Raw genomic sequence first — 24940 nt, forward strand, 5'->3', positions numbered from 1 at the left:
CTGACAGCATCCTGTCAGTAGGAGTATCGACCATGCGCCGCGCCGACCGCCTGTTTCAGATCATCCAGATCCTGCGCCGCTCCACCCGACCGGTGACGGCGGGGGAGATTGCCGCCGAACTGGAAGTGTCGACCCGCACCGTCTATCGCGACATCGCCGATCTGATCGCCCAGCGCGTGCCCGTCCAGGGCGAGGCCGGCTTCGGCTACATCCTAGACGACGCGTTCGACATGCCGCCGCTGATGCTGACCCCGGACGAGATCGAGGCTGCCGTTCTCGGTGCCCAGTGGGTCGCGGGCCGGGGCGATCCGGTGCTGGCGAACGCGGCGCGCGATCTGATCGCGAAGATCACCAGCGTCGTGCCCGAGCGGCTGCGCCCGTTCATCGCCGATCCGACGATCGGGACGCGCCCCTGCGGATTGCGCGTCGCCGACAGCATCGATCTGGCGCATGTCCGCACTTGGGTGCGCGAGGGTCGCAAGATCCGACTCCTCTACGGCGACGAGCGGGGCGAGAGGACCGACCGGATCGTCTGGCCCGTCATCATCGGCTTCCTCGACGATATCCGCATGCTCGCGGCCTGGTGCGAGCTGCGGCAGGATTTCCGGCATTTCCGCACTGACCGCATTATCACGGCCGAGTTTCTCGACGTGCGTTACGACAGCCGGCCCAGCGTCCTCCGGCAGCGATGGAAGAGGCACCTCGATGAAAAGCCTGCCGTCGGCAGGAATACATCACCGGTTCGTCCATGACCCGACGACGACGCTAACCGTTTCAGGATCGCTCTTACCGCGGCTCAGACCTAACCCATCCGAAAGTCGATATCGCAAAAGCAGACCGACCGAATTTGGCGCATCGTTGCCGCAACGCTGCGGATATGGCGCGGCTCTTAAATGATTTCGACCAACAACAAGCTAATGTTGTCCTGGCCGCCGCATGAGAGCGCTTCTGCGATCAGGGAGTCAGCCCTCGACGGCAGTAGGCGCGGTGCAGACTGGATCAATCTGTCGAGCGCCATCGGCGCCGATATCAGGCCGTCCGAACAAAGAAGAAAAAGGTCTCCGGCCAGCGCATCGCTGGTTGCGCGATCAAGCAACAGATCCTCCGCGGCCCCGAGCGCGCGGGTTACGACATGGGCTTGCGGATGCAGCGCCGCCTGCGCGGCATCAAGCGCGCCCTGGTCGACCAATTCCTGCACGACCGTGTGGTCATGCGTCAGCTGGGCGAGTTGGCCATCACGCAGACGATAGGCGCGACAGTCTCCAGCCCAAAGGATCGTCATGGCGCGGTTCTTCTCGAACATTGCGACGATCGTCGCGCCGCTCATCGGCGAGCCTTGCCGCGTGCGCTCGTGAAGATGCCGGTTGACTTCACTCAACGCCGCCCCGAGCGAATCCGCACTCACTTGACCATCAAGCGCAACTGTCTGCAGCATCGCGATCGCCGCCTCGGCGGCGGCGTCGCCCGCCGCGTGGCCGCCCATGCCATCAGCGATCGCCCACAGCCGGTGTTCGGACATGTCGAGCACACGATCCTCGTTAATCGTGCGCACCCGACCGACATGGGTGCGGCTCACCGAGCGGACATAACAGGCCGCAGAATCCGCCGCTGGTGCCGCCGTCTGGCGCAGCCAGCCTGCCAGTGCCCTGAGGTTCATGCCTCGGCGGCCGTCGCTCTGCGCTCCGCCTCGTCATAGCCTTCGACGAAGGCTCGTTCGAGCGAGCCCCCTGCCCCCTCGTCGAGCTGGCGGCGAAGCTCGCCGTGGCGGGCGCCGACCTCTTGCCACTGCCGGCTGGCGCGGCTCTTCAGCAGCGAAACCCGGTCGGCGATCGCGCCATCGATGCCGGCGGGATCGAAGCTGTCGACGGCCGCGCGGAGCGAGGCCTGCAGGCCCGAAAAGGTTGCGACCAGGTGGCGCTTGATGTCCTGGAAAGATGAGCGGAGCGCGGCCGGGCCAGAGAGAAAGCCATTGCTCCCGCTCAGCAGCAGGTCGATCGCCAGCCTCTGGGTCGGTGCCCATTTGAACGGGTTGTTGCCGGCGCCGCTGATCGTGGTGCGCGTGAGATGGTAGCGCGCCTTTGCGCGATCCCGCTCGCTCATCAGATCGCCGATGCCCAGCACCATCTGGCGATAGACAGCACCGGCGCGGCGCATGATCTCGGTCGGTTCCTCGTGCGAGAGCAGCGAGACGTCCAGTCCGGCACCTTCGCAGAAAGCCTCCAGCAGCGACCCTTCCGAGAAATTGCGAACCGCCGCGGGGGCGTCGCTCCATTCGCTGGGAACGATCGTGGAGTCGCCGAGCGGCGGCGTCATCACCAGGGTCCGGTTCTCGCCGCCGGCGCCGAGCGCCTCGTGCGGAGCCGGCGCGACGACGAGCCGGTAGCGGCCGATCCGCAACGTGCTCGGCATCGGCAGCGGGATATCCACCGCGTCGGGATGGCGCGCCCCGCTCTCGTCGTCGAACACGCCGTTTGTGCCCGTGCTGCGCAGCACGACGCCGCCGCGATCCGCCGACAGCTCGCAGTGCGCGCGTGAGATCTCGCGATCGGGATCGGGAATGGTCCAATCGGACGACGGATCGCGACCGATGCGCAGCACGCCGTCGCGCAGCAGCCGCGCGTCAATCGGATGGACCAGATCACCCTCGTCGAACAAGCGCAGCATGAACATCGCAGGACTCCTCAGGCTGCCCGGCGATGCGCGACGCGAGTCGCGACCATCGAGGAGGAAGCGGCCCCCGGTGCCTCCGCCAACCGTGCATCGATCGCGGCGGCGGCATGGTTGAAGGCATCGAAGGCGGCGCCGAGCTCGTCGCTCCTGCGGTGGGAGAGGCGGAAGGCGGTGTCCCCGGCCGCGACATCGTCCAGCGCACGGCGGAGCCGGCGCAAGGGCCGGGCGATGAAGGTGCCGCTCAGCCAGCCGATCGTCGCAACCACCGCCATGATGAAGATGGAGAGAGCGATCAGCAGCCCGCGCGTGAGGCCGACAGCGCCATCCAGCGCGGTACGGCGGAGCAGCAGATCGACCTTGCCGACGTCGGTGCCCGCATAGCGGATCGGGCGGACGAAGCGGAAGCCGCGACCGCCGGTCGCATCGGTCGCCGCTGTGACCCCCATATCGGAGGCAACGGGCGCCTCACCCAACACGGGAATGTAGTGGTGGCCGATCAGGCCGGGGTCGCTGGCGGCGCGGACGATGCCGCCGGCATCCGCCACGATCAGACGCCGCACGCCGACATCGTTCGCCGCCGTATCGACGAAGGCCTGAAGCGGCGCCCAATCCTGCTGCACGGGCGGCAGGCTGGCATTGTCGGCGACCTGCAAGGCCGCATTGCTGGTTACGAAGGCGGCGATTGAGCCGCCCGACACCACCGCCATATGCTCGAGCGCAGCTTGCTGCCTATCGAGCACGATCCATACGCTGCTACCGAGCGCGAGCGCCGTCGCGCCGATCAGGACGAGCGGCAGCTTCACGCGCAGCGCGAGGCCACGGCGCCGCGTGGGTTCCTCGACCGACACCGCATCGAGTTCGCGCTGCAGCGCCTGCCGCAATTGCGTGCCATCGGCGAAGCGCTGGTCGGGCTTCTTGGCGAGCAGCTTATCGATGATGAAGCGCAGGCCCTTCGGACAATCACGCGCCGAACGCTCGACGGGCTCGGGCTGCTGCTGTGTGATCTGCAGCGCCAGCGTCGCGAGACCATTGCCGTCGAACGCCACCTTGCCGGTGATCATTTCGTAGAGCACGGCGCCAAGCGAGAAGAGATCGGAGCGGTGATCCACCGGCACGCCGAGCGCCTGCTCGGGGCTCATGTAGCGCGGCGTGCCGATCAGCTGGCCGACCTGCGTGCGGGCGAGATCGGCGCCGGCAGGATCGACGTCGCCGATCCGCGCCACCCCGAAATCGAGCAGCTTGGCGGTGCGGCCGTCTGCCGAAAGCATAATGTTGGAGGGCTTCACGTCGCGATGCACCACACCCTGCGCATGCGCATAGGCAAGCGCGTCGGCGAGCTGGATGCCGATCGCCAGCACGCGCTCGTAGGGCATCCGTCCCTGCGCCTGCATCATCTCGTCGAGCGGACGACCGGAGATCAGCTCCATCGCGATATAGGCGGCACCGTCGGCCTCGCCGACATCGTGAATAGTGGCGATGTGCGCGTGGCTGAGCGTGCCCGCCGCCGTCGCCTCGCGCAGGAAGCGCTGGGCGAGCTCGGGATGGCGATGATATTCGGGCTTCAGCGCCTTGATTGCGACGATGCGGTCGATCCCGGTGTCACGCGCGCGGAAAACCTCGGCCATCGCGCCTTCGCCGATCCGCTCCTCGATCCGGTAACGCCCAAGCATTCGCATCGTCATATCCAGCTGAAAAAAGCCGACAATCCGATGCTTTAGACGAAGGTCGGTTAAGCGTTCGTTTGCATCTGCCGTCGGCTTAGCGCCGCTTCGCGACGGTCTGCGCGATCCGCCTCGCCCGCGCGAGATCGCGCGCGATCAGCGGATTGGACGGATCGAGCGTGGAGGCGCGGCCGAGCAAAACCACCGCATCGGTCACCCGCCCCTGATTGAGCGCGACCAAGCCGAGACCACGCAGCTTGAGCGCGGTCGCCGGATCCGCTGCAGGGGCCTTGGCTGGCGCACCGGCCGGCGAGCCGGGCTGGGGCTTGGGCTTGCTACGGGACGGCGCCTTGTCCTCCGCAGTTGGCACGGGCTTCGGTGGCGGAGCCGGACGGGGCGCCTCGCCCGGGATGCGCAGGACAGTGCCCGCGCTCAGCGCCGCCGGTCGCCCGACATGATTGTATCGGGCTAGCTGGTAGAATTTCAGCCGGTTGCCGAGAAAGCGTTGCGACAGGCCGACCATCGTGTCGCCCGGCTGCACCGTATAGGCGAAGCTCCTGTCACCGAGCAGTTCGACGGGATCGCGCTTGATCGATTCGAGCAGCACGTTGGCCTGCGGATCGTTGGGATTGGCCTTGAGCAGCGGCTTGAGCTGCTTTTGCGCCCCCTTCTCGTCGCCCTGGTTGAGCAATTCGACGGCGGCATCGAGCGGCGACGCCACCGGCGCGACCGACGCGGGAGCACGAGGAGCGGCGTCCCGTCCGCAGGCGGAGAGCGCGAGCAGAGGCGCGACAGCACCCAGGATGGCAAGCCGATGGGCCGAAACGGTAATCATGCACGCAACCTTTCGGACACGGGATCTGATAGGGGCGCCAGCAGGCCCGAGAGACGGCGCTCGTCCTGCACGAACGCCCGAAATGCAGCCGGATCGAGCGGCCGCGCGAAATAATAGCCCTGGAAGTGGCGGCAGCCCTGCGCGTTCAGCCAGCTATATTCGGCCGCCGTCTCGACGCCCTCGGCCAGCACGCGGATGCCCAGCCCCTGGCCGAGTTCGAGGATCGCGCGGCAGATCGCCTGGCTGTCACGCCGCCGATCGACCGCGGTGACGAATTCACGGTCGATCTTGAGCTTGTCGAAACGCAGTGTTCTGAGCGTGCTGAAACTCGAATAGCCGGTGCCGAAATCGTCGATCGCGATCGCGACCCCTAGCCGGCGTAGCCGCCCGAACAACGCGGCGATGCGATCGACATCGCCGGCCGCGATCGTCTCGGTCAACTCGATCTCGAACAGATCGGACGAGAGCGAATGGCGCGCCAACGTGCGCTCGATCAGGGTGACGAGGTCGCGGCGATCGAGCTGGTGGCCGGAAATGTTGACGGCGACGCGCAGCGGACCGAGGCCGAGCCGCCGCCACGTGCCGGCTTCGCGGCAGGCGGCGTTAATCGCCCACAGCCCGATCTCGTCGGCCAGCCCCGCCGCCTCCATGATCGGCACGAAGCGTGTCGGGGACACGAGGCCGTGCTCGGGGTGCCGCCAGCGCAGCAGAGCCTCGGCGCCACACACTGCGCCTGCCTGCGCATCGACGAGCGGTTGATAGGCGAGTTCCAGTTCGCCGCGCGCGACGGCACGACGGAGATCCTGCTCAAGGGCATAGAGTTGCTGTGCCGCGATCAATGGATCATCGGTCGCGGGGGCAGAAATATCGGCCCCGCCACTCCGGGAAGCACTGACACGGGCCAGAAGCGTGGCGGGCGCGATTCCATGGTCCGACATGTGCGCGTGACTGATGCGGATTTCGGGGAGAACCTCGCGCTGGCCGAACGACACCGCCTCGCCCAATGCATAACCGAGCGCCTGCAACTTGGTGTCCGCCACCTCGGCCGGCGTCTCCGTCCCGAACCAGACTGCCAGTCTGGCGCGATCGACCTGCGCGACCAGCGCTCCGGCGCCCAGCATCCGCACCACCCGCTCGGCGAGCGCGGCCAGCACATGGTCCGCCAGCGCCTCGTCGAAGGCCTGCAGACGCTCAAGATCCAACAGATGGATGACGCCGAGCACCCCGTCCGGGCTTGCGGCGATCGCCGCGAACAGCGGCTCGCGGGTCGGCAGGCCGCTCACAGGATGGCGATGGAGCAGGCGCTGCTCAATCGCCGTGACGCGATCTGCCATTTCTTCGGCCGATGCCTCAACAGCTGAGATGCTCCCCGATCGAACACCCATGGTCGGCATGGCCGATGCCGCCAACTCGCGCATCCGAACTGCGACCGACCCCAGCCGTACCTCATGATCGATGAGCGAGAGAAACACGAGGAGGACCAGCCCCGCGCATAGACAGGCAAGCGCAAAGCTCGCCGCCGGGCCTAGGCGCGGCGGTATCGTGAGGAAGAAAACGAGTGCGTGCGTAAGCCCGATCGCCAGTACGCACCGCGCAAGCAGCGTCCCGCTGCCGCGACGCATCCCGTCCGCCATCGATCCGCCGTGCGCTCGCCGCATGAACGTCCTTTCCAGGCGGACGTCATGCGACGCTTTGAAAAACAACAGGTTAAAAAGCGATTGGAAACAAATCGGTCAGCAAAAAGGTGTGAGCACCTATTCGCCTATGAACCCGGTTGTCTGAGAATCTCGGATCAAGGGCGACCGTCCGCGTTTCCCAGAAGCCAGCAGCCGCGGATGGCTCGAATTAAGTGCGGAGCAGATCGGCTCCTCCTTTGAGCGGGGGAGCCGACGCGTTCAAATTTCTGTACTCTCTGCAAGGGTCAAGGCATCCTCGACATCGACGCCGAGATACCGGACCGTGTTCTCTATCTTGCTGTGACCGAGCAGGATTTGGACTGCCCGGAGATTTCCGGTCGCCTTGTAAATGATCGACGCCTTGGTTCGCCTCAGCGAATGCGTGCCATAGTCCTCGCGTCGAAGCCCGACGCCCGTTACCCACTCATCGACGAGGCGAGCGTACTGCCGCGTGCTGAGGTGATCGGAGTGGTCGATCCGACTGGGAAAAACATAATCCCCCAACGCACCGCCGCGACGCTGCAACCAGGCAAGCAGACTGGCTCGAGCGTCCGACAGCAACTCGAACTGCACCGGCCTTCCAGTCTTCGTTTGCGTCACGGTAGCCCGCGTCCGAATCTGACAACCACTAACGATATCGCCGATTTTGAGACGAACGACGTCGCATCCTCGAAGTTTGCTATCGATCGCGACATCGAACAGCGCCCGATCGCGAAGCCGACGATGATGATCAAGATAGAAGCGGATACCCCATATCTGTTTCGGCTTCAGCGCGCGCTTCGCACCTACCTTGCGCCCGGCGTTCCAGGCCTGCCGGTCGCCCGCGCCCGGATCATATTCTGAAGTGCCCATCTTTCTTCTCCTGTGGCCAGATCGGCCGAGGCGAAAACGTAGGGACAGCCCCTCCATCGCTATTGGCGAGCAAGACCCGCCAGGCCGTTATTGTCGGAATTGACGCCCTTCCCATCATGGCCACGATCTGATCGCGCTCGAAAGCGGACCGACGGGAAACAGGAAGGGCTCTCAGGCTCCGTTACGACCGAGGATGGGCACCTTTCCGTAGGTCGGCTTTTTGAGGGAGGCATTGCTCGCGGCGCACGATCGCTTCCGCGAGCATGCATGGAATACATGGAACGAAACGCAGAGTCTCGCGTCAGGCTAGCGGCAAAGGACGGCCCGCGTTCGGGAGGGCCGAGTGCCGGGAGCTGGCCAGAATGAGCGATCGCGACGACCACGACCGCGAAGATGCTGATCAAAAAGATGGCAAGCAAGAGGACGAGGACAAACCGCACGACGCCGAGGGCGGCGAAGATGATGGCGGTGACGACGAGGAGAAGGACTCCGGCCCGCCGCTCTACAAGAAGCCGATCTTCTGGATCATCCTGATCATCGTCGCTGCGGTGTTGATCGTCGGCGGCACGCTATTCTGGCTGCACAAGCGGCAATATGCCACAACCGATGACGCCTTCGTCGATGCGCATGTCGTACGGATCGCCGCCGAGGTTCAGGGCAAGCTGACCCAGGTAGCCGACATCGACAACCGACACGTGAAGGCCGGCACCCTGCTGGCGACTATCGAGCCCTACGCGTCCGCTGCTTCTCTCGATCAGGCGAAGGCACAGGCAGTGCAGGCCGATGCCGGCATCCAGCAGGCGCAGGCACAGGTTGTCTCCGCGCAGGCACAGCAGCGGCAGGCGGAGGCGCAGGCTCGCGATCCGGAGGCGCAGGCCGCAAAGGCCGCCGCCGATCTGCAACGCTATCTCGCGCTCCAGAAGCTGGATGCCGCCGCCGTGTCCGGCTCTCAGATCGATCAGGCGCGAGAAGCCGCGAAGAGCAGCGCCGCACAGGCCGCCGCCGCCCGCCGCGCGGTTGACAACGCCGCCGCGCAGGTCGCGGTCGCGCAGAAGCAGGTAAAGGCGAACGAGGCGCAGATGCAGGCGGCCGAGGCGCAGATCCGCTCGGCGCAGGTGACGGTCGGCCATCTCGACATCCGCGCGCCGGTTTCGGGCCAAGTGGTAAACCGCAACGTCAATCTCGGTTCCTATGTGTCGCCCGGCACGCAGATGATGGCGATTGTGCCGGATCAGATCTGGGTGACCGCCAATTTCAAGGAGACGCAGCTTACCCATATGGCGATCGGCCAGCGGGTGACGATTTCCGTCGATGCCTTCCCCGATGTCGTGTTCGATGGCCACGTGGATTCGATCCAGCGCGGCGCTGGCCAAGCTTTCGCGCTGCTGCCCCCGCAGAACGCGACGGGCAATTACGTGAAGGTCGTTCAGCGCGTGCCGGTGCGTATCCTGTTCGACCGGCCTCGCCGTGACAGCCCGGATCCGCATGCCTACCCGATCGGTCCGGGCATGTCGGTGGTGCCGACCGTCAAGGTGCGCTGAGCGGTGGCGAGCGCCGCGAAGGGGAAAAGGAAGAAGAAAGACGATCCGGATGCCGGCTGGTCGAACGAGCGATCGGCGGCGGGCAATCGCAACCCCTGGCTGATCGTCCTCGTGATCAGCCTCGCCACCTTCATGGAGGTGCTGGACACCGCGATCGCCAATGTCAGCCTCGCGCACATCGCCGGCAGCCTCGCCGTCTCCAACGACGAGGCGACGTGGGTGCTGACCTCCTACCTCGTCGCCAACGCGGTGATCGTGCCGATCTCGGGCTGGCTGAGCGACGTGATCGGACGGAAGCGTTTCTACATGCTCTCGGTGCTGCTGTTCAGCATCGCCTCGCTGATGTGCGGACTGGCGCCGAGCCTCGGCTTTCTGGTCATCTCGCGCATCCTGCAAGGGATCGGCGGAGGCGGCCTCGCGCCCTCCGAGCAGAGCTTCCTTGCCGATACCTTCCCGCCCTCCAAGCGCGGCATGGCGTTCGCGGCCTATGGCGTGGTGGTGGTGATCGCTCCGGTGCTCGGCCCCTCGATCGGCGGGTGGATCACGGACAATATCAGCTGGCACTGGATCTTCCTGATCAACGTGCCGGTCGGCGCGATCTCGCTGGTGCTGGTCCATTTCCTGGTCGATGAGCCCGAGGCCCTGGAAAAGGAGCGGAAGGCGAAGATCCGCAAGGGCCTGAACGTCGATGCGATCGGCTTCGCGCTGGTCGCGTTGGGCCTCGGTTGCCTGGAGGTGTTCATGGATCGCGGCCAGCGCGACGATTGGTTCGGATCGGGCTTCATCACCGCAATGGCGATCATCGCGGTGATCTCGCTGGTGCTGCTGGTGGTGTGGGAGCTCAACCAGAAGGAGCCGATCGTCGATCTGAAGCTGCTGGGTGTACCCAATTTCGCGGTGTGCTTCGTGATGATGCTGGCGGTCGGCGTGATCATATACGGCTCTACCCAGCTCATCCCGCAGCTGCTGCAAGAGGTGTTCGGCTACACCGCGACCGATGCCGGATTGGCGCTGACGCTGGGTGGTGCCGCAGCTTTGCTGGCGATGCCCTTGGTAGGCGCGCTGTCCGGCAAGATACAGGGCCGCTTCTTCCTCGGCTGGGCCTTCTTCATGCAGGCCGCCTCGATGTGGTACTTCACGCGGATCAACGCCGACGTGTCGTTCGATCATATCGCGGTGGGGCGGCTGATCCAGGCGGTGGCGATCCCGGCTTTGTTCGTGCCGATCAACGCGCAGGCTTATGCGGGTCTGGCACCCAGCCGCTACAATCATGCTTCGGCGCTGATGAACGTGGCGCGCAATCTCGGCGGGTCGATCGGGATCTCGACCGCGCAGGCGCTGTTGCTGCAGCGTGAGCAGTTCCACCAGAATCGCATCGTCGAAAGTCTCAATCCGCTCGATCCCAATTATGTCGAAGGGCTGAAGCAGATCGGCACGACGCTGGGCGGTGCGACCGGCGGTGATGCCGACCAGTCTCAGCTCGCGGCCCTCTACCAGATGGCGACCAAGCAGGCGGCGATAATCTCCTATATCGATGTCTTTCATGTACTGGCGGTGGTGATGATCCTGATGGTGCCGCTCTCGATCCTGCTGAAGCCTGCGAAGGGAGAGCATTGATGCGCCGGATCGCCGCCCTCGCCTCCTTGCTGGGCACGGCCGCCTGCACGGTCGGGCCGAACTATCACGAGCCCAAGCCCGAGGTGCCGGCCGCCTTCGCCGCGCCGCAGCCGACGGGGGCCGCCGATGTCGATCTAGCGCATTGGTGGACGGCGTTCCACGATCCGGAGCTTGAGCATCTCATCGAGATCGGCCTGCAAAATGCGCCCGACCTCCAGACCGCCGCCTCCAAGGTACGCGAGGCACGGCTGCAGATCGTTCAGGCGCGCGCGCAGGGCCTGCCCGAGATCGATGCGACCGGGAGTGGCCAATATACGAGGATCAAGCGCGTCGGCGGATCGGACGCCAATCAGCTGATCGACCAGATACGGGGAAGCCAGCCGGGCGGATCGGGCAGCGGGAGCGGATCGTCTTTCTCGATCCCGAAATATTACGCCACCGCCTCGGCCGGGTTCGATGCAAGCTGGGAGCTGGACCTGTTCGGTGGCGTCCGGCGTGGCGTCGAGGCGGCGCGGGCGCAGGCCGAGGCGGCGGAATGGGATGCGCGCGACGCCCGCGTCAGCCTCGCCGCGGAGATCGCCAGCGATTATCTCGCTATGCGCAGTTACCAGGAACAGGCCCGCATCGCGCAGGCCGAGGCCGATCGTCAGGGTCGATCGCTTTCGATCCTCCAGCATACCGCGCAGGTCGGCTTGGTGCCTCAGGGCAATGCGATCCGGCAGCGCACCCAGCTCGCGCAGGCGCAGGCGCAGGTGGCGCCGCTGGAGGGGCAGGCGCGCACCCAGATGCATGCGCTGGCCGTATTGATCGGCGAGCAGCCCGAGGCACTGGTCGACGAGCTTGCGCAGGCGCGCGCCTTGCCGCCGGTGCCGCCCGAAATCCCGCCCGGCCTGCCGATCGACCTGATCCGCCGCCGCCCGGACGTGCGCGCCGCCGAGCGCCGGTTGGCGGCCGCCACCGCGCAGATCGGCGTCGCGGTGGCGGATATGTATCCCAAGATCTCGCTGACCGCGTCGGACGCGCTGAGCTGGCTGTGGCTAGGCCATTTCTTTCTCGGCAAGACGCTCCAGCTGACCGGTCAGGGGCAGGCGAGCTTCCCGATCTTCGATTTCGGCCGGCGCCGCGCCCAGGTGGATATCAACAAGGAAGAGCGCGAGCAGGCCTATATCGCGTGGCGCCAGACTGTCCTGGGTGCGTTGCGCGATGTCGAGGACGCGCTGGTCCGCGTCGATACCGAGCGGACCAGCAATGATCAGCTGCGCTCCGGCGTTGCCGACGCACAGCGGGCGCTCGGCACGGTCGAGGCGCAATACAAGGTCGGCCTGTCGGACTATACGCCGGTGCTGGATGGCCAGCAGACCCTGCTTCAAACACAGAACAGTCTCGCCCAGAGTGACGTGCGGCTGCGGCAGGACATGGCATCGCTTTACAAAGCGCTCGGCGGGGGGTGGCAACTCGCTTCCGCTCGGGGCTCTATAGGACCGGCGGCAGCATCCCCCGCGTCCTTAAATGAACGAATGGCAACTCTTGGCGTTCGCAGCAGGCGTCAGAATGACCGACATTAGGCGCGTAACCGCCATTCCGTGACACTCTCGTCCAGTGCCGAGAAGCCGGGCCGACTTGCGACCCGGCTCGAGAATTCACGGCATCAGGACAGTATCTACGACGTGAATCACCCCGTTGGACTGCATCACGTCCTTGATGGTGACGGTCGACATGCCACCCTTGGCATCGGTGAGCATGAGCTTCCCGCCCATCATCGTGGCGGTCAGCGGTTCGCCCTCGACCGTAGTGAGCATGGCCTTGCCTCCGCCTTGCTTGATCGCGGCAGCGATATCCTTCGATGTCATCCGGCCGGCAACGACGTGATAGGTCAGGATCTTGGTTAGCTGATCCTTGTTCTCGGGCTTCATCAGCGTATCGACGGTGCCGGCGGGCAGCTTGTCGAAGGCCGCATTCGTTGGCGCAAACACCGTAAACGGCCCGGCGCCCGAGAGCGTATCGACCAGCCCGGCAGCCTTGACGGCGGCGACCAGCGTCGTGTGATCCTTCGAGTTCATGGCATTTTCGGGGATCGTCTTCATCTGCGACATGGCGGCGCCGCCCACCATCGGATTGGCCAAGACAGGCGTCATCGCAATCGCGGAAACCGCGATCGCCAAAGCGGCGGAAAGGTTGCGAAGCTTCAGGGCTTTCATGGCTCGTTCCTCTCGTGGACAGCATTCATGTTGTGCGAATGCCTCAAAAGATACGAACATTATCGGGCCTCGGATGCACAGCTTCACTTCGTTGATCTGTATCAACTCGCTAGGGTAGACGCTCACAAACAAATACTCGGTGCGAATACGAAACAAAGTTCGCAATCCCGGCAATATTTTTGACAATTCCTATAACGCGATAATCACACCCGAAACGACAATACGTCGCTCTACGTCCGATAGGGCGAATAGTTTCAGGCGCTTGGTAAAATAAACTTCTTGGCGGCCTCTGATCTTCTGCTTAGCCCAAGCGCGCTTTCAAAGCCTCCGTGATGAAGAGAGGCTTGCATCAGGGAGGAAAGCATGGACCGGCTCGCTCGTGGCTTCGACGTATCCGCTCGCTCGGCTTCGCTAGCGCCTTCGCTCAAGACCACGACCGCGCTCGGCAGCGTCCTGGCCGCCATTCTCGTCGGAACGCCCGCCCTCGCCGTCAACGAATGCGGCACCGCGACCAGCGGCATAGTCACCTGCCATGCGGCCGGCAATCCCTATGCAGCTGGCATCACCTACATGCCGACCGACAGCCTGACGCTAGTCACCGATTCCGACGTGATGGCCACCAACACGATCGATGTCCGCGGCACCGGCACTACCCACGTCACCAACAACGGCACCATTACGACGACCGGCGCCGGATCGACCTTCTCGGCCGGCGCGGACGGCATCCTCGCCAGCGGCACGACCGGCACAATCGTCGATGGAACGGGCGCGATCTCGACCAGCGGGCTCGATGCGCGCGGCATCGATGCGAGCAGCACCGGCGGCGACGTCACCGTCAATGTCGGCGACGTCACCACCACCGGCACCGGCGGCGGCGGACCGGGCTTCTTCCCGAACAGCTCGGCGATCTTCGCCAACACCGATGCCGGCGCGATCAGCGTAACGGCCGGCACGCTCAAGACCGCGGGCGACTTCGCGGCGGGCGTGCAGGCGATCTCGAACACCGGCGACATCACCGTCAACACCGGCGCTATCACGACGACCGGCAACAATGCCAATGGCGTGCTGGCGCAGACCTACGGCACCGGCACCGCCGCCGTGACCTCGACCGGCACAATCAGCACCAGCGGCCAGGCGGCCAACGGCGTCGCGGTCTATGCCGGCAATGGTACCGCAACCGTCAACGTGCAGGACGTCAACGCTACCGGTTTCAACGCGGCCGGGATCGTCGCCACCGGTGGCACCGCCGCGAACGCCACCTTCGGCTCGATCACGACCGCCGGCTCGTTCGGCCAGGGAGTCGTCGCGCAGGCGGGCGGCGACGTGACGGTGTCGGGCACGAACGTCACGACCTCGGGCGTCGATGCGGCAGGCATCTACGCCTTCTCCGACACCGGCGCCGCGAACGTCACGACGACGGGCACGATCGCCACCACCGGCGCGTCGTCGCGTGGCGTTTACGCCTATTCGAACAGCGGCGACGCGACCGTCTCGGTCAACAACGTGACGACGACCGGCAACAATTCCGGTGCCGTCGTCGCGCAGGGCGCAAACGCGACGGTCACGGTCTCGGGCAATGTCTCGACGCAGGGTACCGCGATGTACAGCCCGGCGCCGATGAACGGCGTGATGGCGACCGCGACCGATGGCGATGCCAAGGTAACCAATAACGGCACCATCACCACCAACGGCAACGCCAGCAGCGCCATCGTCGTCTCGGGCACCAGTTCGGCGACCGTCGACGGCACCGGCTCGGCCTACACCAATGGCAACAATTCAGATGCGGTGGTCGCGACATCGGTCGGCGACGTGTCGGTGGCGCAGGCCAAAGTCGGCACGACGGGTGACTATTCGCGCGGCGTGGTCGCCACCTCGACCGGCGCCGGCAATGTCGATGTGAACGTCGATACCGTCACGACCAGCGGCACGGCGGGCAGCAGCTTCTTCTTCCTGCCCAATTCGGCCGGCATCGTCGCCACCGCCAATACCGGCAACGTCACGGTGACGAACAAGGACGTCACCACCGCCGGCATGAGCGCAACCGGCATTCGCGCCTCATCCTATTCGGGCGATGTCACGGTCAATGCCGGCAACGTCACGACGACGGGCGGCAACGCTGTCGGCATCCAGGCGACCGGCAATTATGGCGGCAACGTCGTCGTCACCTCGACCGGTACCGTCTCGACGGCCGGCGACAGCGCGATCGGCATCTATGGCACGGCGCGCCAGGGCGATGTCACGGTCAATGCCGGCGACGTTTCGACGGGCGGCTTCAACTCGGCCGGTATCCGCGCGCTCGGCGACACGAGCGCGACGGTCAGCGCCAACAACGTGACGACCGCCGGCGCCTTCTCCGCCGGTATCGATGCGGAGGCGACCGGCGACGTCAACGTCACCGCCGGCAATGTCTCAACCGGCGCGGTGGATTCCGCGGGCATTTACGCCTTCTCCGACACCGGCAATGCTACGGTGGCCAGCACCGGCACGATCGCGACGACGGCGGCCAGCTCGACTGGCGTCTATGCCTATTCAGGCACCGGCGACGCGGCCGTCACGGTCGAGAACGTCTCGACCACAGGCAACGACTCCAATGCGGTGATCGCGACCGGCGCCAACGCCTCGGTGACGATCAACGGCAACCTCTCGACGCAGGGCATGAAGGCCTATTCGGCCAATTACGCCGACGCCGTGAACGTCACCGCGACCAATGGAACCGCTACGGTCGTCAACAACGGCACGGTTTCGACCGCGGGCGACAACGCCTTCGGCATCTCCGCGTACGGCACGCAGGGCGTGGCGATCAGCGGCACCGGCACGGTCTCCACGGCCGGCTACGGCGCCATCGCGGTCGATGCCTCGGCGCTGGCAGGCCCCGTCTCGGTCACGACCGGGAATATCAGCACGATGGGCGATGGTGCCGACGGCATCCGCGCTCAGGGCAACGGCGCGGTGACGGTAAATGCCGGCAACGTCACGACGGCAGGCGGCCTCGCGATCGGCGTCGAGGCGACCGGCCTCGGCACCGATCCGGTCTCGGTCACCACCGGCGCGGTCAAGACGTCGGGCGACAATGCCTCGGGCATCCTCGCCTATAGCGGCGGCGGATCGGTGACGATCCACGCGGGCAGCGTCGCGACGACGGGCGCCAACGCGGTCGGCGTGCAGGGCCGTGGCGCCGGCCCGGTCAGCATCACCACCGGCACCGCCTCCTCGGCCAGCCGCGAGGCTGTCTATGCGGGCAGCTTCACCGATGCCGCGACCGTCACCCTCAACGGCGCGACCAGCGGCGGCGGCGGCAACGCGGTGTTCATCGCGGCGGCGACCGACGCGACGCTGAACCTCGGCGCCAACGGATCGCTCACCCAGGCGGGAGGCAATGCCGATATTCTCGCCGGGGGCACCGCGACGGTGAACAATGCCGGCACGATCACCGGCGACGGCACCGCGCCGATCATCAACGTGTTCAACGCGACGCCGCTGACCTTCAACAACAGCGGCACCTTCACCGGCACGATCGGCTTCGCAGCCGGATCGAACGACACGGTAAACAACAGCGGCACCTACAACGCGAAATACGATCAGGATTTCGGCACGGGCACCGACACGTTCAACAACTCCGGTACCTTCAAGGTGCTGCCGGGCGCCGCTGCGGCAGGCACGGTGCATCTGACCGGGCTGGAGGCGTTCAACAATTCGGGCCTCGTCGATCTGCGCAATGGCCATGCCGGCGACATGCTCGATACGTCGAGCACCTTCGCCGGATCGGGCAACAGCACGCTCGGCATCGATGTCGCCTTCGGGACGGCGGGCGGCACCTCGACATCCGACCAGCTGAACACGGCCGGCGCGATCACCGGATCGACCGGCGTGATCGTCAACCCGGTCGGCGCGAACGGCGCGGTGCTCAATTCCGGCACTGTGTTCGCGACGGGCGGGGCCGGCTCCTCGGCGGGTGCGTTCAGCGTCGCCGCGCAGTCGGTGAACCAGGGCTTCATCCACTACGGGGTAAGCTTCAACGCCGCGAACAACAGCTACAGCCTGGTTGCGACACCCGGAGACGCCGTCTTCCGCGCGCTCAAGATCAACGAAGGCGCGCAGCAGCTCTGGTACAAGTCGGCGGATGCCTGGTCGTCGCACATGAGCGATCTGCGCGATGCCAAGTTCGCCGGCGGTGGAGCGGACGGCGGCCGGATCTGGGGACAGTTCTACGGCGGCACTGTCACCCGCAAGGATGGCGGCACCGACACCACCTTCGGGCAGAGCCGGGCGGTCAACCTCTCCTACCGGCAGGATGCCTACGGCTTCCAGCTCGGCATGGATCTCGGCTCGCGCGACATGGGCTCGGGCAATCTCGTGTTCGGCGTGACGGGCGGCTACCTCAATTCCGACCTGACCTTCCAGAACTCCGCCGACCGCGTGAACTACTCGGTCGCCAACATCGGCGCCTATGCGAGTTATGTCTCGGGCAGTCTCTTCGCCAACGTGCTCGGCAAATACGATTATTACTGGATCAACTCGAAGAGCCCGCTGGCGGGCTATGCCGACAAGTTCCACGGCATGAGCTATGGCGTGCAGGGTGAGGTCGGCTTCCGGCTGGGCGGCGACAGCTTCTACGCCGAGCCGGTCGCGACGATCGCCTATGTCCGCACCGATCTGAAGGACATCCATGCGCTCGGCTCGACCATCGACTTCGACAATCTCGACGGTCTGCGCGGCAAGGCCGGCCTCCGCATCGGTAGCAAGATGGACATGGGCGGCAACACCGCCGTGATCTACGCACAGGGCAATTATGTCCACGAATTCAAGGGCAAGGATGGCATCGACTTCATCAACGGCCGCCAGTCGCTCGATTACCGCAACGACCGGCTGCCCGATTATGGCGAGGCCAAGATCGGCTTCAACGTCACCACGCCGGGCGGCGTGACCGGCTTCGTCGAGGGCTTCGGCGAATATGCCAAGCATGGCGATTACAAGGGCGGCGGCGGCCGCGCCGGCATCCGCATCAAGTTCTGATCGCGGATGACCGCCCCACGGGCTAAGCCGGCTCCTCGGGAACGAGGAGCCGGTTGATGTCGACGATCAGCAACCCCGCGCAGGGCGATACCAGCATATCGGTGTCGCGCGGGCTGGCGGGCTGGCTGGAGGCGAACCGGGTCGGCCTCGGCTTCACCTCCTACCAGACCGGCCAGCTCTTCCTCGTCGGCGTGCTGCCCAATGGCAGCGTCTCGTTCAACCAGCAGAACTTCACCCGTGCGATGGGCATCTGCCGCGACGGACCGCGCCTTTGGGTCGGATCGCATTTCCAGCTGTGGCGGCTGGAGGAGATGCTGCGTCCCGGCGAACAGGCCAACGGCTCGTTCGACAGTTGCCTGGTGCCCCGCCACGCCTTCACCACCGGCGACATCGACATTCACGAGATCGGCATCCTCGCCGACGGCAGCCCGATCTTCGTCAACACCAAATATAGCTGCCTCGCCACCATCGATCAGGTCCACAGCTTCCGGCCAGTGTGGCGGCCCGATTTCATTTCGAAGCTGGCGGGTGAGGATCGCTGCCACCTGAATGGCCTCGCCATGGAGGACGGCGCCCCCGCTTATGTGACGGCGGTCAGCCAGACCGACGTGCTGAGCGGCTGGCGCGCGCGGCGCGATCAGGGCGGTGTGATCATCGAAGTTTCGACCGGGCGGGTCGTGACCGATCAGCTCTCCATGCCGCACAGCCCGCGGCTTGACGGCGATCGCCTCTACGCGCTCGATTCAGGGCGCGGGCAGCTCATCGCGATCGATCCGGAAACCGGCACGCGAGACAATATCGCCTTTTGTCCGGGATTCATGCGCGGCCTCGTCATCCATAACGGCTTCGCCATCGTAACTGCTTCCAAGCCCCGCGACGGCAGCTTCAAGGAGCTGGCGCTGCAAGGGGAGATCGAGAAGCGGGATGGCGAGGCCTGGTGTGGCGTTTTCATTATCAACCTTCGGCATGGCGACATCGTCGAATGGATCAAGCTCGACGGCGCCATCGCCGAGCTGTTCGACGTGGCGGCGCTTCCCGATGTACGATGCCCGATGTCGCTGGGTGTCGGAACGCTGGAGATCCAGTCTACCATCTCGTTCGACGCGTAATCTCCGCACGGCGCGGAATGACGACCTCCGCGACATTGCGCTGCTGCGCTGATGTCGAATTTTTCGCGCCATCGTTTTTCCGCGTTGGCGGATTTGGCGGCAGACGAGAAGGCGGCTCTTGCCAAGCTAGCCGGTGAGCCGGTCTTCTTTTACCGCAATCAGGTGCTCCGTCACGAAGGAGATGCTTGCCCAGGTCTCTTTGTGCTGTTCAAGGGCTGGGTAGGCAGCAGTATCCGCCTGGGCGACGGCAATCGCCAGTTTCTGAAAGTCCATATGCCCGGTGATGTGCTCGGCGCCCCCAGCCTGCCGCTTACGCACGCCGCAGACACGCTGGTGGCATTGACCGATGCCAAGGTCGGTCCGGTCGATCTGAACGAGTTGAGCGCGATCTTCGCACGTTTTCCTCGCCTCGGGATACTGTTCTTCCTGGCTGCACAGGAAGAGCGAATCGTCTTGATGGACAGGCTGGTCAGCGTGGGGCGACTGAGCGCCAATCAGCGGCTCGCCACGTTGCTTATCCATTTTCACGAGCGCCTGGTCGCGATCGATCCGAGAACCGGCCCGGAGTTTGAGCTTCCGCTCTCGCAGGAGCAGATTGGCGATATCGTCAGCCTCACCGCCGTGTCGGTCAATCGCGCGCTGCGGAGTCTTCAGCACGAGGGATATATCCATCGCAGAGGCAAGATCATCGACATGGCGGACATCATCGGATTGAGAAATTTGGCATCGCTGCCAGCGCGACACCTCCAGCGCAATCCGTCATGGCTTCCAAGACATTCTAGCTTGAAGGATGCGCCTCAAGGCTAGATGTGCCGTCACCCTCGGCCATCTGACCAGCGCAGTGATGGGCATGATTTACGACAGGCTTTTGGGGTCGAGCACAAGATCGATTGATGGCGGCAATGGGTGCGTAACTGCCGGCCGCATTCGACCAACGTCTACCTTTGGTCCCCAAATGCAAAACGCCTGAACGCGAACCTCCCGGATTAGCATTCACGCATCAAGCGCGGCATGCAGATCACGAACCAGGCGCCGACTATCCAGCGGCTTACCATAGAAACTCGTTCGATCCGGCAGCAGAGCGTCGTTGGCCAGCTTCTGCGCCGAGACGACGAAAAGCGCTGCAGGCGGCCAGCGGTTGCGAATATAGTGGACGAGCTTGATCCCATTCATCGATCCCGGCATCTGGACGTCGGTGACGACGGCCCCGATCTCGGGGTGGCTTTCCATGATCCGGATCGCCTCGTCGGCATCCTCCGCATCGAGAACCTGGAAGCCATGCTCCTCCAGCATGTCGACAAGTTCGAACCGAATGATCGGTTCGTCGTCGACCACCAGCACGGTATGCTGAGCTATGGTGATGACCTGGCCCATCAGAGCAGACCCGCCGCTCCGGACACGGCGGCCAACGGTGCGTCCAGTGTGAAGATGAGGCCCGAAGGCCGATAATCAAGCACGCAATTTCCTTTGAAGGCGGATTTCAATGTGCGCTCGATCAGCGTCGAGCCGAACCCTTTCGACACCGGAGGCGTGACCGTGGGTCCATGCATTTCCGTCCAGCATAAAGTGAAACGAATGCCTTCGGGATTCGGGGCCGGATCGATTTTCCAAGATAGATCAATTCGCCCTGCCTGCACGGAAAGCGCCCCATATTTCGAGGCGTTGGTCGCGAGTTCGTGCAAGGCCAGCGCCATGGCGATCGCCTGAGAGGACGACAGTTGCACCAGTGGGCCGCCGACGCTGATATGGTCGCTCTGATGCCCGGCGAGAGCGACCTCCGCGAGCGCCCCGAGATCGGCCGCATCCCATTCCGAAGCCGTGAGCACGTCGGTCGCGCGGCCCAGCGCCGCCAATCGTTCGCTGACACCGGCCTTCGCCTGATCGAGCGTTGTCGAGCGCCGAAGCGTTTGCAGCGTCACGGCCTGAGTCACCGCCAGAACGTTCTTGAGCCGGTGGCCCAACTCCCGGTTGAGGATCTTGAGTTGCTGGTCGGCCCGGACTGCGAAGCTGGTCTCGGTTACCGTGTCCAGCATGCCGACGATCGCACCATTCTCGTCGCGGATCGGGCTGTAGCAGAAGGTGAAATGCGCTTCCTCGTCCGCGCCAAACCGGTCAGTCTTCATCGCGAAATTCTCGATGAAGGTCGGTTGACCGGTGAAGGCACGCTCCACGATCGGCCCGATCTCATGCCAGGCTTCGGACCAGACGTCGGAGAACGGACGCCCCAGCACCGCAGGCTTGTCACCCAGGATCGGGAGAAACGCATCGTTGGGAATCGTCACCAGCCCGGGACCCCAGACAATGCATTGCGGAAAACGCGAATTGACGATCAGGCTGACCGTCGTTTTCAGAGCGGCCGGCCAATTCTCGATCGCGCCCAGCGGCGTCGCGGCCCAGTAGTGCGATCGGATCGCTTCGGCCATTGGGGTATCAAGTCCCAGAAACCCCATCCACGGCAAAATCCTCTGGAGGCTCGGCGGGTTCGAAAGGCCGCTGAGAGATTATAAAAACGCTATATGCTGGTGGCAATGCGCTGGCACAGGGCGGAGGTGATAGATTGAAACCGTCCGATGGAAGACTTCGTTCCTGCGGATCCGAACTCAATGCCCGCCTCCGACTTCGCGGTTCAAGAACCGGGTCAGGTCGTCCAGCACCGGTGCCCGCCCTCGCAGTGGCTTCGCGATCGCGGTGACGAGCCCGGCGTGCCCGACCGCAGGATATCGTCGCCGCTCGACGGGAACTCCTGCCGCCTGGAGCTTGGCGCCGAGAGAGTCGCTGTTCGCCGGGCGGACGGTACCGTCCTTGTCGCCCGTCGCGAGGAAGGCCGGCGGATCGCCCGGCTCGACATAGTGGACAGGCTGTGTCGAAACCGGATCGGCCGCTCCGCCGAAAGTCTGCTGCACGACCGGACCGTCGAACGGCAGGAAGTCATAGGGGCCGGCCAGCCCGACCAATGCCTTGACGGCCCGTCGGTCCGCCCCGAGCCAACGCGGGTCGAGCGCCAGCATCGCCGCGCCATATCCGAGAGCCTTGACCGACCGCCGGTATCCAATAGCGAAATGTCAGTGTCGGGGACGCGGCTGATCGGATAAGTCTCCGCAATGGCGACGAGGCAAGACTCTGATTTGCAACAGCTCAGTGGGAGCTTGGAGGTCGTGCCCGCCAGCCGACCCGCTTTCCTCCTGGGTGGAGGCGCTTGCGCAGACCTGATCTTCGCAAGGGACTGGACGGCGACCCCGCTGGGACCGATCGAGGCTTGGTCTCCGAGCCTGAAGACCGCGATTGCGATCCTGTTGCGCTCTCCTGTCCCCATCGTGATGCTCTGGGACCCGGACGGTGTCATGCTCTACAATGATGCTTATTCGGCCTTTGCGGGAGGCCGTCATCCCTCGCTGCTGGGATCCGTCGTCTGTGAAGGGTGGCCAGAGGTCGCCGATTTCAACGCGAACGTGATGAAGGTCGGCCTCGCGGGCGGCACGCTCCACTATCGTGACCAGGAGTTGACGCTTCACCGCAATGGCCAGCCCGAACAGGTCTGGATGGATCTCGACTACTCGCCGGTTCTAGGTGAGGACGGTGAGCCTGCCGGCGTGATCTGTTTTCTGGCGGAAACCACCGAACGTGTGGCCGCCGAGCGGCGGACGGCGTTCTTACTATCCCTATCGGATGCACTCCGACCACTTCAGACGCCGGCCGACATCATGTCTCTGGCTGCTGTCCGTCTCGGCGAGGCACTCGATGCCAGCCGCGTATTCTACGCGGAGATCGCCAATGGCCTGATGACGGTCGAGCGTGATCACGCCCGCGGAGTATCGTCGATCGTCGGCGAGCACTCACTCGAGGCGTTCGGGCCTGATCTGCTGCGCGCCTACACTACCGGAGCGCCGGTTGTGGTTCGTGATGTGGGCGCGGATGAGCGGCTCGGGAAGGAGGCGCGCGAGGGTCTCCAGTCCCGAGAGGTTGGCGCCTTCATAGACGTTGTCCTGTTCCAGGAGGAGCAGTGGGTCGGGCTTTTGGCGGTGCAGAACGCGACAGCGCGAAGCTGGACGCTCGCCGAGCAAAGCCTCGTGCAAGAGGTGGGCGAGCGCATCAAGCCGGCGGTCGAACGGGCGCATGCCGAAGCGAGACTACGCGCGCTGAACGAGACGCTGGAGCAACAGGTCGTCGCGCGTACGGAGGAACTGCGCCGCTATCACAACATCGTTGAGGCGACTGTCGCACCGATCTGCGCGTTCGATCACGATCTACGCCTGATCGCCTTCAATCAGGCGCACAATGACGAGTTTCGCCGGGTCAACGGCTTCGACACGAAGATTGGCGACATCTTCCCCGATCTATTCATCCCCGAGCAGGGCACCACGATGCGCCGTTTCATGGCTCGGGTCCTTGCCGGCGAGACCTTCACCGTGCGCGAGGGATTCGGCAGACCGGAGCTTGGCACCCCGATCTGGGAGATCACCTACACTCCACTCCGCGATGGGGCCGGCCGGGTGATCGGAGCCTTCCACCACGCCAACGACATCTCGGCTCAGCTCGTGGCGCAGGCCGAACTCGAAGCGGCTCAGGAGGCGCTGCGCCAGAGCCAGAAGATGGAGGCGATGGGGAGCCTGACAGGCGGCGTCGCGCACGATTTCAACAACCTTCTGACCCCCATTATCGGCTCGCTCGACATGCTTGTGCGCAAGGGACTCGGTAGCGAGCGAGAGCAGCGGCTGATCGGCGGCGCGCTCCAGTCCGCCGAACGCGCCAAGACGCTTGTCCAGCGCCTGCTGGCCTTCGCACGCAGGCAGCCCCTCCAGGCGACTGCCGTCGATCTCGGCGCGCTGATCGAAGGCATGGCCGAACTGATCGGCTCCACGATCGGGCCAAGCATCAACGTCCGCCTTGATGTGGCTCCCGCACTGCCGTCGGTGAGGACCGACGCGAACCAGCTCGAAATGGCACTGCTGAACCTGGCGGTGAACGCGCGCGACGCGATGCCCGAAGGCGGAGAGCTCATCTTCGAGGCGAGACCCTGCACCGTGGCCAGCGACCACCTGCCCGGAATCAAGATGGGAGACTATGTCTGCCTCGGCGTCCGCGACACCGGGACCGGAATGGACGAGGCCACGAGGCAGAAAGCGATCGAGCCGTTCTTCTCGACGAAGGGTGTCGGCAAGGGCACCGGTCTCGGCCTGTCGATGGTCCACGGGCTGATGGCTCAGCTTGGCGGCGGTCTCACGATCGATAGCGCTCCAGGCCAGGGAACGACCATCAATCTGTGGCTGCCGGAAAGTGCCGTCGCCGCCGTCGCCACGGAGGAGGAGCGTTTTGAACTTCCAGACTCGCAAGAGCGGGTAGGCACCGCACTGCTGGTCGAGGATGAAGAGCTCGTTCGATTGAGCACGGCGGACATGCTGGCATCGCTAGGTTATGAGGTCACCGAGGCGGATTCGGCTGAAGAGGCGATAAGGCTGGTGCGAGACGGCCTTCGCCCCGACCTGCTCGTCACCGATCATCTCATGCCTGGCATGAACGGCGCCCAGCTGATCCGCGAGCTCGACTTGCTCGTGCCGGACCTGCCTTCGCTCATCGTGTCGGGCTACGCGGAAGCAGAGGGCATCGACCCCGAACTCCTACGATTGACCAAGCCCTTCCGGAAAGACGAGCTGGCGGCAATCCTCGCACCATTGTCCGCGCGACGGTCCTGATTTCGGGAGCAGCGCTGCGAAGGTGCTGCGTGCAAGATCACGTTCGACGATTGGCGTGCGAAGCCGGGTTCACTGATT

18 protein-coding genes are annotated in these 24940 nt (G+C 64.8%); 8 read left to right on the plus strand and 10 right to left on the minus strand.

All coding sequences use genetic code 11. The features are described 5' to 3' along the window. The first annotated feature begins 32 nt into the window (after positions 1-32). Positions 33-752 carry a helix-turn-helix transcriptional regulator gene (locus QGN17_RS05825; RefSeq protein ID WP_281043557.1) on the plus strand — a complete coding sequence of 240 codons (720 nt, stop codon included), beginning with the start codon at positions 33-35 and terminating at the stop codon, positions 750-752. A 137-nt stretch (positions 753-889) separates the two neighbouring features. Here QGN17_RS05825 and QGN17_RS05830 read toward each other — a convergent pair whose 3' ends face one another. The 6 genes from QGN17_RS05830 to QGN17_RS05855 all read right to left on the minus strand — a co-directional run bounded on the left by QGN17_RS05830 (position 890) and on the right by QGN17_RS05855 (position 7694). Further along, positions 890-1657 (minus strand): PP2C family protein-serine/threonine phosphatase, encoded by a 768-nt coding sequence (locus tag QGN17_RS05830; RefSeq protein WP_281043558.1) that lies wholly within the window; start codon positions 1655-1657, stop codon positions 890-892. Continuing rightward, entirely contained in the window at positions 1654-2670 is a 1017-nt protein-coding gene (tagH, locus tag QGN17_RS05835; RefSeq protein WP_281043559.1) for a type VI secretion system-associated FHA domain protein TagH, read from the minus strand. The genes QGN17_RS05830 and tagH overlap by 4 nt, the downstream gene beginning before the upstream one ends. 11 nt (positions 2671-2681) lie before the next feature. Then, complete coding sequence (locus tag QGN17_RS05840; RefSeq protein WP_281043560.1) at positions 2682-4346, minus strand: serine/threonine-protein kinase; 1665 nt, start codon at positions 4344-4346, stop codon at positions 2682-2684. 82 nt (positions 4347-4428) lie between these two features. After that, positions 4429-5166, minus strand: coding sequence for a LysM peptidoglycan-binding domain-containing protein (locus tag QGN17_RS05845; RefSeq protein ID WP_281043561.1), 738 nt, complete (start codon positions 5164-5166; stop codon positions 4429-4431). Further along, the gene (locus tag QGN17_RS05850) at positions 5163-6500 is read right to left on the minus strand and encodes a putative bifunctional diguanylate cyclase/phosphodiesterase (protein WP_281043562.1); all 1338 of its coding nucleotides are present in this window, start codon (positions 6498-6500) and stop codon (positions 5163-5165) included. Before QGN17_RS05850 ends, QGN17_RS05845 begins: the two co-directional genes overlap by 4 nt. A 561-nt stretch (positions 6501-7061) precedes the next feature. Next, positions 7062-7694 carry a tyrosine-type recombinase/integrase gene (locus QGN17_RS05855; protein WP_281043563.1) on the minus strand — a complete coding sequence of 211 codons (633 nt, stop codon included), beginning with the start codon at positions 7692-7694 and terminating at the stop codon, positions 7062-7064. Between the two features lie 362 nt (positions 7695-8056). On the opposite strand from QGN17_RS05855, the gene QGN17_RS05860 reads away from it, so the two are divergent. From QGN17_RS05860 to QGN17_RS05870, 3 genes are read left to right on the plus strand one after another with little or no spacing between them, the layout of a single operon-like run. Then, a complete protein-coding gene (locus QGN17_RS05860; RefSeq protein ID WP_281043564.1) occupies positions 8057-9235 on the plus strand; it encodes an HlyD family secretion protein in 1179 nt (392 codons plus the stop codon). Between the two features lie 3 nt (positions 9236-9238). Further along, positions 9239-10852 carry a DHA2 family efflux MFS transporter permease subunit gene (locus QGN17_RS05865; protein ID WP_281043565.1) on the plus strand — a complete coding sequence of 538 codons (1614 nt, stop codon included), beginning with the start codon at positions 9239-9241 and terminating at the stop codon, positions 10850-10852. Then, positions 10852-12417 carry an efflux transporter outer membrane subunit gene (locus QGN17_RS05870; protein WP_281043566.1) on the plus strand — a complete coding sequence of 522 codons (1566 nt, stop codon included), beginning with the start codon at positions 10852-10854 and terminating at the stop codon, positions 12415-12417. Before QGN17_RS05865 ends, QGN17_RS05870 begins: the two co-directional genes overlap by 1 nt. A gap of 75 nt (positions 12418-12492) precedes the next feature. Here QGN17_RS05870 and QGN17_RS05875 read toward each other — a convergent pair whose 3' ends face one another. Then, on the minus strand, positions 12493-12987 hold the full coding sequence (locus tag QGN17_RS05875; RefSeq protein WP_281045155.1) for a fasciclin domain-containing protein: 495 nt from the start codon (positions 12985-12987) through the stop codon (positions 12493-12495). A gap of 426 nt (positions 12988-13413) precedes the next feature. Between QGN17_RS05875 and QGN17_RS05880 the strand changes: the two genes are divergently transcribed. Genes QGN17_RS05880 through QGN17_RS05890 form a run of 3 tightly spaced genes read left to right on the plus strand, consistent with a single transcriptional unit; the run spans position 13414 to position 19979 of the window. Next, positions 13414-18063, plus strand: a complete 4650-nt coding sequence (locus QGN17_RS05880) for a hypothetical protein (protein WP_281043567.1) — start codon at positions 13414-13416, stop codon at positions 18061-18063. 56 nt (positions 18064-18119) lie between these two features. Beyond that, complete coding sequence (locus QGN17_RS05885; protein ID WP_281043568.1) at positions 18120-19172, plus strand: TIGR03032 family protein; 1053 nt, start codon at positions 18120-18122, stop codon at positions 19170-19172. Positions 19173-19223: 51 nt separating this feature from the next. Continuing rightward, the gene (locus QGN17_RS05890) at positions 19224-19979 is read left to right on the plus strand and encodes a Crp/Fnr family transcriptional regulator (RefSeq protein ID WP_281043569.1); all 756 of its coding nucleotides are present in this window, start codon (positions 19224-19226) and stop codon (positions 19977-19979) included. A 186-nt stretch (positions 19980-20165) separates the two neighbouring features. On the opposite strand, the gene QGN17_RS05895 is transcribed toward QGN17_RS05890, so the two are convergent. The 3 genes from QGN17_RS05895 to QGN17_RS05905 all read right to left on the minus strand — a co-directional run bounded on the left by QGN17_RS05895 (position 20166) and on the right by QGN17_RS05905 (position 22180). Continuing rightward, positions 20166-20546: a response regulator gene (locus tag QGN17_RS05895; protein ID WP_281043570.1), complete on the minus strand. Its 381-nt coding sequence runs from the start codon at positions 20544-20546 to the stop codon at positions 20166-20168. After that, complete coding sequence (locus QGN17_RS05900) at positions 20546-21595, minus strand: sensor histidine kinase (RefSeq protein ID WP_281043571.1); 1050 nt, start codon at positions 21593-21595, stop codon at positions 20546-20548. The genes QGN17_RS05895 and QGN17_RS05900 overlap by 1 nt, the downstream gene beginning before the upstream one ends. A 177-nt stretch (positions 21596-21772) precedes the next feature. After that, positions 21773-22180 carry an alpha/beta hydrolase gene (locus tag QGN17_RS05905; RefSeq protein ID WP_281043572.1) on the minus strand — a complete coding sequence of 136 codons (408 nt, stop codon included), beginning with the start codon at positions 22178-22180 and terminating at the stop codon, positions 21773-21775. Positions 22181-22318: 138 nt separating this feature from the next. Between QGN17_RS05905 and QGN17_RS05910 the strand changes: the two genes are divergently transcribed. Then, on the plus strand, positions 22319-24862 hold the full coding sequence (locus QGN17_RS05910) for a PAS domain-containing protein (RefSeq protein WP_449325350.1): 2544 nt from the start codon (positions 22319-22321) through the stop codon (positions 24860-24862). Positions 24863-24940: the final 78 nt, after the last annotated feature.

This window comes from Sphingomonas oryzagri (genome assembly GCF_029906645.1).
In the GTDB taxonomy this organism is placed as follows: Bacteria; Pseudomonadota; Alphaproteobacteria; order Sphingomonadales; family Sphingomonadaceae; genus Solisphingomonas; species Solisphingomonas oryzagri.

Excerpts from the sequence above, each read along its gene's own strand:
- QGN17_RS05825 (WP_281043557.1), top strand. The coding sequence starts at position 33 with ATGCGCCGCGCCGACCGCCTGTTTCAGATCATCCAGATCCTGCGCCGC.
- QGN17_RS05830 (WP_281043558.1), bottom strand. The coding sequence starts at position 1,657 with ATGAACCTCAGGGCACTGGCAGGCTGGCTGCGCCAGACGGCGGCACCA.
- tagH (WP_281043559.1), bottom strand. The coding sequence starts at position 2,670 with ATGTTCATGCTGCGCTTGTTCGACGAGGGTGATCTGGTCCATCCGATT.
- QGN17_RS05840 (WP_281043560.1), bottom strand. The coding sequence starts at position 4,346 with ATGCGAATGCTTGGGCGTTACCGGATCGAGGAGCGGATCGGCGAAGGC.
- QGN17_RS05845 (WP_281043561.1), bottom strand. The coding sequence starts at position 5,166 with ATGATTACCGTTTCGGCCCATCGGCTTGCCATCCTGGGTGCTGTCGCG.
- QGN17_RS05850 (WP_281043562.1), bottom strand. The coding sequence starts at position 6,500 with ATGGCAGATCGCGTCACGGCGATTGAGCAGCGCCTGCTCCATCGCCAT.
- QGN17_RS05855 (WP_281043563.1), bottom strand. The coding sequence starts at position 7,694 with ATGGGCACTTCAGAATATGATCCGGGCGCGGGCGACCGGCAGGCCTGG.
- QGN17_RS05860 (WP_281043564.1), top strand. The coding sequence starts at position 8,057 with ATGAGCGATCGCGACGACCACGACCGCGAAGATGCTGATCAAAAAGAT.
- QGN17_RS05870 (WP_281043566.1), top strand. The coding sequence starts at position 10,852 with ATGCGCCGGATCGCCGCCCTCGCCTCCTTGCTGGGCACGGCCGCCTGC.
- QGN17_RS05875 (WP_281045155.1), bottom strand. The coding sequence starts at position 12,987 with ATGACGCCTGTCTTGGCCAATCCGATGGTGGGCGGCGCCGCCATGTCG.
- QGN17_RS05880 (WP_281043567.1), top strand. The coding sequence starts at position 13,414 with ATGGACCGGCTCGCTCGTGGCTTCGACGTATCCGCTCGCTCGGCTTCG.
- QGN17_RS05885 (WP_281043568.1), top strand. The coding sequence starts at position 18,120 with ATGTCGACGATCAGCAACCCCGCGCAGGGCGATACCAGCATATCGGTG.
- QGN17_RS05890 (WP_281043569.1), top strand. The coding sequence starts at position 19,224 with ATGTCGAATTTTTCGCGCCATCGTTTTTCCGCGTTGGCGGATTTGGCG.
- QGN17_RS05895 (WP_281043570.1), bottom strand. The coding sequence starts at position 20,546 with ATGGGCCAGGTCATCACCATAGCTCAGCATACCGTGCTGGTGGTCGAC.
- QGN17_RS05900 (WP_281043571.1), bottom strand. The coding sequence starts at position 21,595 with ATGGCCGAAGCGATCCGATCGCACTACTGGGCCGCGACGCCGCTGGGC.
- QGN17_RS05905 (WP_281043572.1), bottom strand. The coding sequence starts at position 22,180 with ATGCTGGCGCTCGACCCGCGTTGGCTCGGGGCGGACCGACGGGCCGTC.